Annotated in this window: 10 protein-coding genes; 2 read left to right on the forward strand and 8 right to left on the reverse strand. The window is 54.6% G+C overall.

Translation table 11 applies throughout. The features are described from left to right. Positions 1-163: 163 nt before the first annotated feature. The 7 genes from ACB028_RS11465 to guaB form a co-directional block, all read right to left on the reverse strand. Complete coding sequence (locus tag ACB028_RS11465) at positions 164-1,489, reverse strand: leucine-rich repeat-containing protein kinase family protein (protein WP_371144329.1); 1,326 nt, start codon at positions 1,487-1,489, stop codon at positions 164-166. Between the two features lie 317 nt (positions 1,490-1,806). Then, positions 1,807-2,616, reverse strand: a complete 810-nt coding sequence (locus tag ACB028_RS11470) for a toll/interleukin-1 receptor domain-containing protein (protein ID WP_371144330.1) — start codon at positions 2,614-2,616, stop codon at positions 1,807-1,809. A gap of 100 nt (positions 2,617-2,716) precedes the next feature. Next, positions 2,717-4,339, reverse strand: a complete 1,623-nt coding sequence (locus ACB028_RS11475) for a TIGR04141 family sporadically distributed protein (RefSeq protein ID WP_371144331.1) — start codon at positions 4,337-4,339, stop codon at positions 2,717-2,719. 43 nt (positions 4,340-4,382) lie between these two features. After that, positions 4,383-4,664 (reverse strand): hypothetical protein, encoded by a 282-nt coding sequence (locus ACB028_RS11480; protein WP_371144332.1) that lies wholly within the window; start codon positions 4,662-4,664, stop codon positions 4,383-4,385. Between the two features lie 390 nt (positions 4,665-5,054). Then, positions 5,055-5,327: a hypothetical protein gene (locus ACB028_RS11485; RefSeq protein WP_101531265.1), complete on the reverse strand. Its 273-nt coding sequence runs from the start codon at positions 5,325-5,327 to the stop codon at positions 5,055-5,057. 380 nt (positions 5,328-5,707) lie between these two features. Beyond that, a complete protein-coding gene (gene guaA / locus ACB028_RS11490; protein WP_225632142.1) occupies positions 5,708-7,297 on the reverse strand; it encodes a glutamine-hydrolyzing GMP synthase in 1,590 nt (529 codons plus the stop codon). 70 nt (positions 7,298-7,367) lie between these two features. Next, a complete protein-coding gene (guaB, locus tag ACB028_RS11495) occupies positions 7,368-8,831 on the reverse strand; it encodes an IMP dehydrogenase (protein WP_371144333.1) in 1,464 nt (487 codons plus the stop codon). Positions 8,832-9,364: 533 nt separating this feature from the next. Between guaB and ACB028_RS11500 the strand changes: the two genes are divergently transcribed. Together ACB028_RS11500 and xseA are read left to right on the forward strand one after the other, a co-directional pair. Next, positions 9,365-10,900 carry an EAL domain-containing protein gene (locus ACB028_RS11500; RefSeq protein WP_371144334.1) on the forward strand — a complete coding sequence of 512 codons (1,536 nt, stop codon included), beginning with the start codon at positions 9,365-9,367 and terminating at the stop codon, positions 10,898-10,900. 283 nt (positions 10,901-11,183) lie between these two features. Then, positions 11,184-12,551 (forward strand): exodeoxyribonuclease VII large subunit, encoded by a 1,368-nt coding sequence (gene xseA, locus ACB028_RS11505; protein WP_371144335.1) that lies wholly within the window; start codon positions 11,184-11,186, stop codon positions 12,549-12,551. A 108-nt stretch (positions 12,552-12,659) separates the two neighbouring features. Here the strand turns inward: xseA and ACB028_RS11510 are convergent, their stop codons facing one another. Then, on the reverse strand, positions 12,660-13,649 hold the full coding sequence (locus ACB028_RS11510; protein WP_042029184.1) for a D-alanine--D-alanine ligase: 990 nt from the start codon (positions 13,647-13,649) through the stop codon (positions 12,660-12,662). Positions 13,650-13,837: the final 188 nt, after the last annotated feature.

Genomic DNA, 13,837 nt, shown 5'->3' on the forward strand with positions numbered 1-13,837 from the left:
GCCTGATAACCGGCCGCCAAACAAAAAGAGGCAACAAGGCCTCTTTTTCAACGTTTTCATGATGTTTGGCGGCGCCGGAATGCAAACCCGGGAGAAGATGACAAGCACAGCGCCTGGGGCGATATTCCCGTCGGCGCAGCGCTTATCCTCTCGCCTTTTCCCGTTAGAGCTCGACCTCATCCAGCACGGTACAGATGTGGGCAAAATCCGGCCTGGTCTCGGGCTGCTCTGCCAGACAGGCAGCCTTGAGGCGATGCAAGGAGGCGAGCTTCGCCTCATCGGCTTCACAACGTGCGAGCAGCTCTTCAAGCAGGCAGCCAAAGGCCCGCACCTCGAGCCGCTCCAGCCCGAAGGCCCGCGTCTGATCGGCACGCTCATAAAAAGAGGCCGCGCCAAAATCGGAGAGCAACACCCGCACCTCCTCACATGGCCTTGTGGCATAAAGCATATTGTGGCCATAGAGGTCCCCGTGCATGATGCCGATGCCGTGCAGATGGCGCGCCACCGAGGCGATCCCCCGCACCAGTGCCATCACCTCGGGCAAGGTAAAACGCAAGTCGGCGGCATAGATATCGCGAGTACAGGATTCCAGGCTCGGCGGCCCCGCCAGATTGGCAAACGCGGGATCTATCAGCCCCATTACCAGCGCCGGAATGCCGGAGGGGTGATCCGCCACCCGCCCCACCACCTCGACCAGGTTGGGATGATTGCCAGCCGCCAGGGATGCCGTCATCTCGCAGCGCGGCAAACCATCGCTGGTCACGGCCCCCTTGAAGAGCTTGACCGCCACCGCCTGACGCTCGCCCCCGTTCCAGCTCGCACCATGGATGACGCCGGAGGCCCCCTGCCCCAATGGTTCACCCAGCGCCAGCTCATGCCAGCGGATATCTGCCACCTGCGCACTCGCCGCCATGCGCGACTCCAGCGCATCGCTAAAGGGGTTACCGGAATAGGCGAGCCAGGTGAGGCGCGGCAGCGACAGCAGCCATTCGGGAAACGCCTCGAGCTGGTTGGCTGCGATACGCAGCAACTCCAGACGACGGCAGTTGGCAAGGGTCTCGGGTAGCGCAGTAAGGCGATTACCCGCCAGCATCAGCTTTTGCAGACCGTCGCACTGACCCAGCTCATCGGGCAGGCTTTCAATTGCGTTATCGGTCAGGATCAACCAGCGCAAACCCGCGGGCAGCGATTTGGCCGACACGCGTGCAATCCGGTTGGCCTTGAACCCCACCATAGTGAGCGCCGGGCAGCGTCCCAGCACCTCAGGCAGCTCGGTGAAATTGTTCTCGGAGCAGAAGATGATGCGCAGCTTGCTGAACCCGGCCAGCTCGTCCGGAAGTGTACTTAGCTGGTTGCCGGTGAGATCCAGCACCTCCAGCGTCTCTTTAAGTTTCAGGATCTCGGGTGGGAACTCCACGAGATTTTCCGAGAGCTTCAGATGACGAGCGCCGCTCAAGGCTCCTGAGCGCAGCTGTTCCAGAGTATGCATAACCGTTTCTCAATCCTGGTGATCTGTCTGACGGCTCAAACCGGCCATCAGATCGCGCCGGACCTTCGTCCAGCGGTTTTAAAGGGGGGCATTATAAAGAATTCGGGGCGCAGATCGCCCTTTTTGTTGCTTTGGCGAGGCATGGCGCTCAGCGTCCCCCCAGCGGATTGACGAAGCCACGTAGGGTGCAATAAGCGCAGCGCATTGCACCATTTTCAAAGAGGATTTTGGCATTGTAAGATGCTCGAAATTAGTGGTGCAATTCACGCTGTTCATTGCACCCTACGGACTTTCATAACCTCTCTTTAGAGGTATTATTAGTCATGCTTCACTGCATCTGCTATTTTCTCAGCAATTTCCCTCACCGTAAGCGTTGCTGAATTTAGAGCTACTTTATCAACTAGAGAAGGACTTAAACGCATAATCTCATTTTTAGTAATATTGTGCCAAATAGGTAAGATGACCTTACTCCCTTCCATTTCCTTCACCACAAGTCCATTCAACTCGTATTGAGTCCAGTTCTTTTCAAAAAAGGCTTTCGAAAGAATAATCAAACCATATTTAGACTCTGCCAAACCTTTATCAATTGAACGACGTAAACTGTCACCTATTCGCAATGTATATTCGTCATACCATACTGACACGCCAAGTTCTATCAACTCATCTGCGAGTGGTTTTACAAAGTCAGCCTTATCTTCTGATGCGTGTGAAATGAATAACTCAGTCCCAGTCTGTTGCTCCTTTTTTTGAGATGGGAAATTGATACTCACATTATTTAACTGTGACAAAATATTCTCCTGCTTCTTCATTTCTTCATTGATTGCACGATTTAAAGCTAATCGCTCCTTTTTCTTAGCTTGGCCACCTAACTTACTATGCTGACGCTCATTGACTTTACGAATTCGCTGATCTTTTTTAGCTTTTACCTGTCGTCGGGCCTTTATAACCTGTTTTTCCTTACTTCTAAGTTTCTGCCTGAGCTTGTTAATATTATCAACAGATGGATCTGCATTCTTTAACTCATTGACTATCCAGTTAAATTCAATTTCCTTACTTAACAGATCTTTCTGAAACATATCTAACTCAGCATCTAAAGTGCCTGTTCCTTTAAATTTTGGATGTTTCATAAACTCCCTAATAACAAACTTTTATGTCATGTACGTTTGAGGTGATAGGTATTTCACGAGATAAATACTAATCATGCTATAAATTCTGAAGCACATGTTATTATGTTCCATCTCGAACAACCTTTTCGGCTCCAGCAATCTTCACCTCGTAGCCTCTCTGTGAAAGGTTTTCGAATACAAGGGTTAAATTAACCTTACTGAAAAAAGGAAGGTTCTCTTTGACACTTAAATTAGTATCACCCAAGATCAAAAATACAACCTCATAGTCTGAACTTTTCAATCCATCGATAGGAATGAGTTCATGTGCAGAATGGGAAATACGACGCAACACTTTCCGTGCTTCTTTCCTAAATGCCCTATCACCGAGCATAACCTCTGCCGATACGCTACCTTGTGCGAATAAGTGGCTTAGGCCAGCTGAACCACCTTTTCGGTGCTTAACATGAATTAGTTTTTTGTCTTTTGTCAAAAGGTCACATAGTTCGATAGGGGACGTAGTCTTCGAACATTTAACAAGTTTCTTATCCAATAAATAGCAATCTAAGCTAACAGCTACGCGCTCGTTGTAATCACCCTCCGCCTCGATTTTTTTCTTCTCCCCTTCATCCCAAACTTCAATACAGGGGAATGGGATATCACTGAGTTCTATCAAAGCTAACGTGGCATCGATACCATTCATGAAAGATTTATCGATCTCATACCAATTACCACCGAAAATTACTTTTTTTGAATTTATACCATCTAACTCGAAGTACAGGCACTCGTAGAGTGAGTGAGCAAATTCGTTGTCATGTATATCAGTGATGTAAAGTCGGTCTCGACGAATGGATTCAACAGATATGGAGTCAGGAACAATATTATCAAGATACTTACCAGTGTCAATTGTTGGCGAAAGATCGCGTTTAGACCGAGTGAAACTGAAACCAAGCACGGAATCCCACTCAATGATCTCCGGTAATGTAACAACAATAGACTCATCTCGCCCCTTCACAGCTGCAAGTAATAAATCGTCTAAAGCTGAAATCGACGCTGTGTCTTTTACACGCCTAATGTTATCCACCCAACTGAACGATTTTTTATAAAGGTCTAGATTATAGTAACCAAGAAGGTCTGCAGCGATTTCAGGTATATCTTCCACCAGCATTTCTATACCAAAAGAATAAATCGCATCACCACCAGAAATGTTCTTGTACCCGATACCAACTCTAGGTGAACCTGTGACAGCACGGAGTACATCCCGAAATATATCAATTCCAAAAACGCTGGCGTCAGAATCTCGGGTAGCTTGGGATTTCTTTTGGATAGGTTGATCTTCAAGTGTATGAAGCTCAACACTGCGTAAGCTCTGATGATTAAGTGTATTTAATGCCGTTTTTAGACCAAAATCCTGTTCAAAATACCCAGTATTAAGAAGAAACCGACCATACCCAAAGGTGAATGCAAGCACCTTACTATTTACGCGAATAAGAAGAACTGCAGAGCTAGATTTATTCGACAACTGGTCTATTGCCCTACCGACAATTGCATCTGCCAGCGGTGCCCAGTATGGGCGTTTCTCTTGCGTAATTTTTATATATAAAATACCTTCAAAACCGTGTTGATCCGAAACTTCTAACGGAATGACTCGAGCATCTGTACTCAGGAACTCTCTGAAATCAGTATCACCATATTCGGCTTTCGCCAGCAGGGTGTTTAGGTACCTATATGGTTTAGGGTCTGGCATATTTCCCTCTATGACAAATAAAATTTTGTTCGGTAGCTCCCACCTAGTGATACTTCCCATCAATACCAAACTCTGCCCCAGGAGGGTGATATTTCCCATCTACTCCGAGAAAATACCCAGGAGGATGATACTTGCCGTCAACGCCCAACACGCTCCCTGACGGATGGTACTGGCCATCAACGCCAAGAAAGTGTCCCTGCGGATGATATTGTCCGTCCATACCAAGCACTGAGCCTTGTGGATGGTACTTTCCATCTACACCAAGCACCGATCCCTTCTTGTGGTACTTACCATCAACACCAAGAATTTTTTGCTTTCGTGACATATCTAATCTCCATTCACTATGAACTCGGCTGTGTCACCTAGCGTAATTAGATGGAATGGCTCCCCCCTTATCATTGCCCCTAGATAACAACTTCATCTCTTCTACTTTTTGCCGCTACTATATGCTTTTCTGCTCTGATACATATGTGATTCAAAGAGAGGGATTGCCAATCGGCAATCTCAACGAGATTAACGAGCGAGACAGATAAGAAAAAGAGAATGATGTTAGTTTCCTGAGCAAGATCAACAAATAAATACCAATGCTGGTCACATATCAACGGTGCCGAATCGTAGATAAAGAAAAGACGCCCTCAGGCGTCTTTCTTATTGCAGGTTGTTGGAGCCAATCGGTTAGGAGATTTCCCTTCCCCCGCCTACCCCCACAACCTGATCAGATCGGGGTAATGGAGGTGATATGGGCATCCCCGTCCAGTGATTTGAAGATCTGCACCACGGCTTCGCCATGGATCGGCTGGGCGAGCGGCACAGTGCTCTTGCACTTGAAGCGGTAGTTGGTGCCAGCCACCACCTGGGTGGAGACTTCAAAGGGTACGTACTGCACCCCGACAAATCCTTTCAGCGCCTGGTCAAATACCGCCTGATCCTCGGCGGTCAGCTTGTGATATGCGGTCCATCCACCCACCAACACTGCTTGTTCTGACATATCAAACTCTCCGTGCTCTATGGTCCCGACTCGTTTGGCTGTTCGGGCTGCGCCCCGTTGATTCAAGTGGTTTCCGGTCTCCACCGGGGCAGCAGCCGGTTGGCACGCTGATTCCCCTTTGCCGAATCGCGGCCCTGTTGAGGCCCGCATTGTCTGATAAGGCTTGCTAGCGATTTATCACTTAGAGGCCGGTCGCAATGGGCATGAAAGAGCCTAGTGCCGATGCCAGAAATCGCCTCCTGTTAGATGTGACAGGAGCGAGCCCGGCCAAAGCTGCTAGCGGCAGAAAATTGCAGCGCAAACGATTAAAAAAAGAAAAGACGCCGCAAGGGCGTCTTTTTTTCATTTTTATGCTTGAAGGGCGCAAGGGCGTGAGCCGCTTATTCCCATTCGATGGTTGCAGGCGGCTTGCCGGAGACGTCGTACACCACGCGGGAGATACCGTTGATCTCGTTGATGATGCGATTCGACACGTGGCCGAGGAAGTCGTACGGCAGGTGGGCCCAGTGGGCGGTCATAAAGTCGATGGTTTCGACGGCGCGCAGCGCAATGACCCAGTCATATTTGCGACCATCGCCCATCACGCCAACGGAGCGCACCGGCAGGAAGACGGCGAATGCCTGGCTGACCTGGTTGTAGAGATCGGCCTTGCGCAGCTCTTCGATAAAGATGGCATCAGCCTTGCGCAGCAGATCGCAGTACTCTTTCTTCACTTCGCCAAGCACGCGCACACCCAGACCCGGGCCCGGGAACGGGTGACGGTAGAGCATGTCGTAAGGCAGACCCAGCTCGAGGCCAACGCGGCGCACTTCGTCTTTGAACAGTTCGCGCAGCGGCTCGACCAGACCCATCTTCATCTCTTCCGGCAGGCCGCCGACGTTGTGGTGGGACTTGATAACGTGGGCCTTGCCGGTCTTGCTGGCGGCAGATTCGATCACATCCGGGTAGATGGTGCCTTGCGCCAGCCACTTGGCGTTTTTCAGCTTCTTGGCTTCATCGTCAAACACCTCGACGAAGACACGGCCGATGATCTTGCGCTTGGCTTCCGGCTCGTCTTCACCGGCCAGGGCGGAGAGGAAGCGCTCTTCGGCATCCACCTTGATGATGTTGAGACCAAAGTGATCGCCAAACATCTCCATCACCTGCTCGCCTTCGTTCAGGCGCAGCAGGCCGTTGTCAACGAAGACGCAGGTCAGGCGATCGCCGATGGCGCGGTGGACCAGCATGGCCACCACGGAAGAGTCGACACCGCCGGAGAGGCCCAGGATCACTTCGTCGTCACCTACCTGCTCGCGGATGCGGGCAACGGCATCGTCGATAATGGTGGCCGGGGTCCACAGGCACTCGCAGCCGCAGATGTCTTTGACGAAGTGTTCCAGCATGCGAGCACCCTGACGGGTGTGGGTCACTTCCGGGTGGAACTGGACGCCGTAGAAACGCTTGGTTTCGTTGGCCATGGCGGCGTGGGGGCAGGTCGCGGTCTGGGCGATGGTGACGAAATCCGCCGGGATCTCGCTGACCTTGTCGCCGTGGCTCATCCAGACATCCAGCAGGGCGTTGCCGTTGTCGGCGATGGCATCTTCAATGTTGCGCAGCAGGGCGCTGGTCTTGCCGGCGTTGCCCAGCACTTCCACCTTGGCATAACCGAATTCACGCAGGTTGGAGGATTGCACCTTGCCACCCAGTTGCTCGGCCATGGTCTGCATGCCGTAGCAGATACCGAATACCGGCACGCCGGCATTGAACACGTACTCGGGGGCGCGCGGGCTGCCCGCTTCGGTCACGGACTCGGGACCGCCGGAGAGGATGATGCCGTTCGGATTGAATTCGCGGATCTGCTCTTCGGTCACATCCCAGGCCCACAGTTCGCAGTAGACACCGATCTCGCGCACGCGGCGGGCGATCAGCTGGGTGTACTGGGAACCGAAATCCAGGATAAGGATACGGTGAGCGTGAATATTTTTAGTCATTTTATTCCTGCATCATGCTGGTGTGGGGATAAAAAACGGTGACAAAACGGGGCCGCAGCCCCGTCTTTCATCAGCCCATCCGGTAGTTGGGGGCTTCTTTGGTAATGGTCACGTCGTGGACGTGGGACTCTTTCATCCCGGCGCCGGAGATGCGCACGAATTCGGCCTTGGTGCGCATGTCGTCGATGGTGGCGCTGCCGGTCAGGCCCATGGAGGAGCGCAGACCGCCCATCTGCTGGTGAATGATCTCTTTGAGGCGGCCCTTGTAAGGTACGCGCCCTTCGATCCCTTCCGGCACCAGCTTGTCGGCGGCGTTGTCGGTCTGGAAGTAGCGATCGCTGGAGCCCTTGGACATGGCGCCCAAAGAGCCCATGCCACGGTAGGATTTGAAGGAGCGGCCCTGATAGAGCTCAATTTCACCCGGCGCTTCTTCGGTACCGGCGAACATGGAGCCCACCATGACGCAGCTGGCGCCGGCGGCGATGGCCTTGGCGATGTCGCCGGAGAAGCGGATGCCGCCATCGGCAATCACGGGTACGCCAGAGCCTTCCAGCGCGTCAACGGCGTCGGAGATGGCAGTGATCTGGGGCACACCCACACCGGTCACGATACGGGTAGTACAGATGGAGCCCGGGCCGATACCGACCTTGACGGCGTTGACGCCGGCGGCGACAAGCGCCTTGGCGCCAGCGGCAGTTGCCACGTTGCCACCGATGATCTGCAGGTCGGGATAGGCTTCACGGGTCGCCTTGATGCGCTCAAGCACACCTTGCGAGTGACCGTGGGAGGAGTCGATCAGCAGGACATCGACACCGGCTTCCACCAGGGCGGCGACGCGCTCTTCGTTGCCGGCACCGGCACCGACGGCGGCACCGACCCGCAGGCGACCCTTGTCGTCTTTACAGGCATTGGGCTTGCGCTCGGCTTTCTGGAAGTCTTTGACGGTGATCATGCCCTTGAGTTTGAAATCAGCGTTGACCACCAGCACCTTTTCGATACGGTGCTTTTGCATCAGGGCAACCACCTCTTCGCGAGGGGCTCCTTCACGCACGGTCACCAGGCGCTCTTTCTGGGTCATGATCTGTTCGACGGTCAGGGAGAGGTCGGTGACAAAACGCACGTCACGACCGGTGATGATGCCCACCAGCTGGTTGCCGTCAGTCACCACGGGGTAACCGGCGAAACCATTCTTGTGGCTCAGCTCCTTGATCTGGGCGATGGTCATGTCGGGGCGCACGGTCACGGGGTCGGAGACCACACCGCTCTCGTACTTCTTGACCTTGCGCACTTCGGCAGCCTGCTGCTCGATGGACATGTTCTTGTGGATAAAGCCGATACCGCCTTCTTGGGCCAGTGCAATAGCCAGACGGGCTTCGGTCACTGTGTCCATGGCAGCGGAGATCATGGGAATGTTCAAGCTGATGGAAGAGGTCAGCTTGGTACGCAGATCGGCAGTATTGGGAAGAACTTCGGAGTGGGCGGGAACCAACAATACATCGTCGAAGGTTAACGCTTCTTTGGCAATCCTGAGCATGGCAATATCTCACCGTTAGGGAAGTGGGGGTGTAAAATATTGCCGACGAAGTTTACTCACGGATTGGTCACTGGTAAAGAAGTTTTTTGAATTTTTTATGGCGTAGCCCTCTTTTGGTACGCCAAGAGGCCAAAAAACCAAGATTATCACTCTGGAAATGACCATTCTGGGACAAAAGAGCGATCAGTTTGCTGTTTTATGCAAATTGCCATTGTTGCCCCTCCCCTCCTTCCCAACCTCAATGACACAACATCACTTCATTCAACGAGATGGCGCTCGTCAGGCAGTAAATAGGCGACGACGCTATATGATAATAAACATAATAATGATGGGTTTGATGGCCTTTAAGCCTCGTTGGACCAACATAAACATGCGGTAAAAAGTGTTACGTTACGGCGCTTCCACTCTCTCTTCGCCCGGCATCACATTCACAGGAAAAATTCGCTGCCGGGCGATGATCCAACGTGATACAACTAGGTCTGTGATGACAGCTGTGCCATCTCGTTTTGGCTCGATTACCAGGAAGGTTATGTATGTCGCGATTCACGTCTGTCTGGATATGCCTTGGACTCTTGCTCACCCCAGTCCTGCTCGTATTGCTGCTCAACCCCCTGTTGACCTCCTTCGTCTCCTATCATCTGCTGAAGACCAAGAGCCAGGAGCTATTGGAATACCAACTGGAGCGCAACAAGAATCTGGAGCAGAACATTCTGGCCCAGCTTTCCCACTTCAAGTTTGACTGCGGACCGGAAGATGTCGCCCTGCTGCGTAATCCCGATTATTACAGTCGCCATATCCGCCTCGCCGGCCTGCACCCGAGCCAGGGAGGTGGCTGTTCGACCCTGGGGTTTGATTTGCCCGTGCTGACCGACGTCCAGGAGAGTGATCAGGCTGCAACGCTTCATTTTGCAACGACCCAACATTCTGCCAACAGTGAACCCGAGGTGCTGATCTATTCCAGGCAGGCCGGCAATCTGGCTTATTGGGTTCTGAACAACAGCTGGGCCAATGAATTATTGGCAGTCCCCTGCGAGGATTGCTTCTATGTGGAATTTCGCCGCGATAATGACGCGATAATGGAGCAGCTGTTGTTGCCTCGTGGTAATAAAGCCATCACCCAGCAGCCCAATCCGCTCTCGCTGACCGATTACGACGAATACAACAAAGTCAAACAGACTATCTGGGGGGGCAACGAACTTCGTTATTATGCCAGCCAGCAGACTTACTATTATGGCCTGATATTTTCGTTGCTCTTTGGCCTTCTGTTGGTAGGTGGCTACTGGACCCTGAGAAATTATCGAAACTCTCTCGACGGGTTGCTGAAAATGGGGCTGACCAGAGGTGAGTTTATTCCTTTCTATCAACCCATCGTCGATAGCCGGAATAATGAAGTCGTGGGTTATGAGGCATTATTGCGCTGGCGCCGGGGCGATACCTTTATTTCCCCCGGGATGTTTATCGAATATTCGGAAAACCAGGGGCTGATCCTGCCGATGACGACCCAGATGGTGCGCCAGATTGTGGAGGATCTCAAAAAACTGCCCGACTCCCACTGGGTCAGCGTCAATCTGGTTGCCGCCCATGTCGAGCAGCAGACCCATCTGCAGGACATGCTCAAACAATTGCGCTGGCCCGATCCCGACCGCCTGACCTTTGAGCTCACCGAACGCCTGCCCATTTCGGACGTCAAGCATGCGGCTCGTGAAATGGCCAATCTGGGGCTGCGGGGGTATCACTTCAAGATCGATGATTTCGGCACCGGTTATGGCGGCTTTGCCTATTTGCAGCAACTGGGGATCCGCAGCATCAAGATAGACAAGATGTTTATCGATACCATCGGCACTTCGGATCTCAAGCGCAATGTGCTCGACGCCATCATCGCCTTTGGCCATCAATCCAAAATGGAGATGATCGCCGAGGGGGTCGAGAATCAGGCGCAACTGGACTATCTCACCGAGCATGGAGTCTATCTGATCCAGGGTTATGTGTTTGCCAAGCCCATGTCGCTGGACGAAGTACTGAAATGGCGCGTACCCGACCATCAGGGTGAAACAGTAGAGGCGATATAAGGGCCACCAGACCCGGCGGCGTGGACAGCCTCTGCTGACACGCCGCACCTGCTCTTTTGCACCCTCCCCCCACCGGGGTAAACCCTGTTCCCGCCTTCCGCAGCGCCGCGTTTACCAATATGGTTCATGATGCCCCTTGCTCAACAAGTGGCAAACAGGCGACCAATCCCCTTCGATTTGCACGGCACAAGGCCCCTCTTGCTCCTCCCGGCGGCCGTTTCAGGTTAAGATAGCCACCATTGTTTTCCCTCTGGCCCGGCCTGAGACAATCACAGGATCCCCCTTGAACCGATTTAGCCCATCCAGTGCGGCCAATGGCCGCGAGCAGCAGGTCTTTACCGTTACCCGCCTCAACAGCGCCGTGCGCATGATCCTGGAGCAGGATCTGGGACTGGTGTGGCTGACCGGGGAGCTCTCCAACCTGGCGATGCCAAGCTCGGGCCACTGGTATTTTTCGTTGAAGGATCTCAGCGCCCAGGTGCGCTGCGCCATGTTCAAGGGCAACAACCGTCGGGTGGCGTTTCGCCCGCAAGATGGCATGCAGGTGCTGGTGCAGGCGCGGGTCTCCCTCTATGAGCCGCGCGGCGACTACCAGCTTATCATCGAATCGATGCAACCCGCCGGAGATGGCGTGCTGGCTCTGCGCTTTGAAGAGCTCAAGCGCCGCCTTGGCGCCGAGGGGCTGTTTGACGAGGGCCGCAAACGGTCACTCCCCCGCGAGCCGCGCGCCGTGGGGCTGGTTACCTCTGCCACCGGCGCCGCCCTGCACGACATGCTGACGGTCTTGAAGCGCCGCGCGCCGGATCTGCCGGTCTTTATCTACCCGACCCAGGTTCAGGGGAGCGCCGCTACCAGCCAGATCGTCTCTGCGATTGCCCAGGCCAATCGCCGCGCCGAGGTGGATGTGCTGATCGTCGGTCGCGGCGGCGGCTCCCTTGAAGATCTCTGGTGTTTCAACGAAGAGGCCGTCGCCCGGGCGATCGCCCGCTCCGCCATTCCCGTGATCAGCGCGGTGGGTCACGAGGTGGATGTGACCATCAGCGACTTTGCCGCCGACCTGCGTGCCCCCACCCCGTCGGCCGCCGCCGAGCTGGTGGCACCGGATCAGAGCGCCCGCGCCCAGCGCCTCGTTCATCTCAGGCAGCGGCTGGTGCAGGCCATAAACCGCCATCAGACTGCGGCCCGCCACGGTTTTGTATTGCTGCAAAAGCGGCTCGACCATCAGGATCCCAAGCGGCGGCTGGAACAGCAATCCCAACGCCTCGACGAGCTCTCCGCCCGTTTGCAGCAACTGCTGCGCCAACGCCTGCATCAGGGGGAGCGGCGCCTCGCCAGTCTCGAGCTGCGCCTGCAGGGTAAGAGTCCGGAGCGGCTGCTGGCCACCGGCAAGCGCCGCCACCAGTTGGCCGAGGAACGCCTCCATGCGCTGATCGCCAAGCGCCGGGATCTGGCGAGCCATCGCCTCGCCATGCTCACTGCCCGTCTCGACGGGGTGAGCCCGCTCGCCACCCTGGGGCGCGGCTACTCCATCACCCGCACCCCACGCGGCGAGGTGATTAGCAACGCCGCCCAAGTGAGCGCAGGGGATAGCCTGGTCACCACCCTGGCACAAGGCAGCCTGCAGGTGCGGGTCGAGAAGATAGAGGGGTAATCCCCGCCACTGACGAGTTTTCGCGCGAAGCTTGCGCCGTCAGCTATCAGATAAAAAAATCCCCGCCGGTTGGCGGGGATGTTTGTTTCGATGAGCGTGACGTACGCCTTAACTGGCCTTGCGCAGGATCTGCTCAAGGTAGTGGGCAAAGTTGTGACCGTGATGCTCCAGCAGTTTCGGGAACATGGAGATGGAGGTCATGCCCGGGAAGGTGTTGATCTCGTTGAGCAGGATCTCCCCCTCTTCGGTCAGGAAGAAGTCGACGCGAGAGAGGTGAGTCAGGTTGAGCTGACGGAATGCCTTGAGGGCGTATTCGTGGATGGCGTCAGCCTGCGCCTGGGTCAACCCTTCGGCACGCAGGGCCGTCTCGGTGTGGCTCGCGTTGCTGTACTTCTCTTCATAGGTGTAGAACTTGTCCTGCGGCACGCAGATCTCGCCAGGATAGGTGGCCACCAGCTCGTCACCGTACTGGTACACCGCCACTTCCAACTCCCGCGGCTTGACCGCTTTTTCAATCAATACCTGCTCGGAGTAACCGAAGGCGTCCTTGATGCCCTGCACCAGGTCGGCTTCGTTGCTGGCGGAGTAGCACCCCACGGAAGAGCCTTGGGAAGCGGCCTTGATAAAGACCTTGCCCCACTTGGCCAGGGCTGCCTTGGCCTCGGCCAGGCTCGCCTCGTTCTGTTCGGTCAAAAACAGATAGGGGGTATTGGGGATACCGAGAGCGGAGAGCCACAGCTTGGTGCTGATCTTGTTGAAGCAGATCTTGCTCGCCTCGGCATCGCAACCCAGATAAGGGAGGCCGGCCAGCTCCAGGAAGGATTGCAGATCACCGGTCTCGCCCGGGTAGCCGTGAATGCAGGGCACCACGTAGTCCACCGGACGGGCCACGCTGTCAAACGAGAGCAGCTTGTCCAGCCCCAGCTTGCACTCGCGACCATCGGCGCTGAGCCAGCGGTCGGCAAACATCTCGACCCGGGTCACTTCGACACCGGGCAACAGGCCGAGTTGTTTTTCGAGGAAATTGGCGCTGCGCAGAGAGACTTCGTGCTCTGAGCCACCGCCGCCGCACAGCAGCAAGACATGCATGTTCTTCATTAGATGTGATCCCTTGGGAAAAGCGGCTTCGCCATCACCATTTAAAATCCAGTCGCATTAAAAAACGGACGAAGCCAGATACGAACATAAGTGCGCGCCAGTGTAGCAAGGGAGACAAAGCCTTGTCAGCTGATGGGGCCGCCACGCCCCCCTTTCTGGCCGCAAAAAAGCGGCCATGTGTCAAAAAT

Source organism: Aeromonas sp. S9(2024), assembly GCF_041403185.1.
Lineage (GTDB): Bacteria > Pseudomonadota > Gammaproteobacteria > Enterobacterales > Aeromonadaceae > Aeromonas > Aeromonas enteropelogenes.

What these genes read in the sequence shown, in the direction of transcription:
- ACB028_RS11465 (WP_371144329.1), bottom strand. Translation starts at nt 1,489, where the DNA reads ATGCATACTCTGGAACAGCTGCGCTCAGGAGCCTTGAGCGGCGCTCGT.
- ACB028_RS11470 (WP_371144330.1), bottom strand. Translation starts at nt 2,616, where the DNA reads ATGAAACATCCAAAATTTAAAGGAACAGGCACTTTAGATGCTGAGTTA.
- ACB028_RS11475 (WP_371144331.1), bottom strand. Translation starts at nt 4,339, where the DNA reads ATGCCAGACCCTAAACCATATAGGTACCTAAACACCCTGCTGGCGAAA.
- ACB028_RS11480 (WP_371144332.1), bottom strand. Translation starts at nt 4,664, where the DNA reads ATGTCACGAAAGCAAAAAATTCTTGGTGTTGATGGTAAGTACCACAAG.
- ACB028_RS11485 (WP_101531265.1), bottom strand. Translation starts at nt 5,327, where the DNA reads ATGTCAGAACAAGCAGTGTTGGTGGGTGGATGGACCGCATATCACAAG.
- guaA (WP_225632142.1), bottom strand. Translation starts at nt 7,297, where the DNA reads ATGACTAAAAATATTCACGCTCACCGTATCCTTATCCTGGATTTCGGT.
- guaB (WP_371144333.1), bottom strand. Translation starts at nt 8,831, where the DNA reads ATGCTCAGGATTGCCAAAGAAGCGTTAACCTTCGACGATGTATTGTTG.
- ACB028_RS11500 (WP_371144334.1), top strand. Translation starts at nt 9,365, where the DNA reads ATGTCGCGATTCACGTCTGTCTGGATATGCCTTGGACTCTTGCTCACC.
- ACB028_RS11510 (WP_042029184.1), bottom strand. Translation starts at nt 13,649, where the DNA reads ATGAAGAACATGCATGTCTTGCTGCTGTGCGGCGGCGGTGGCTCAGAG.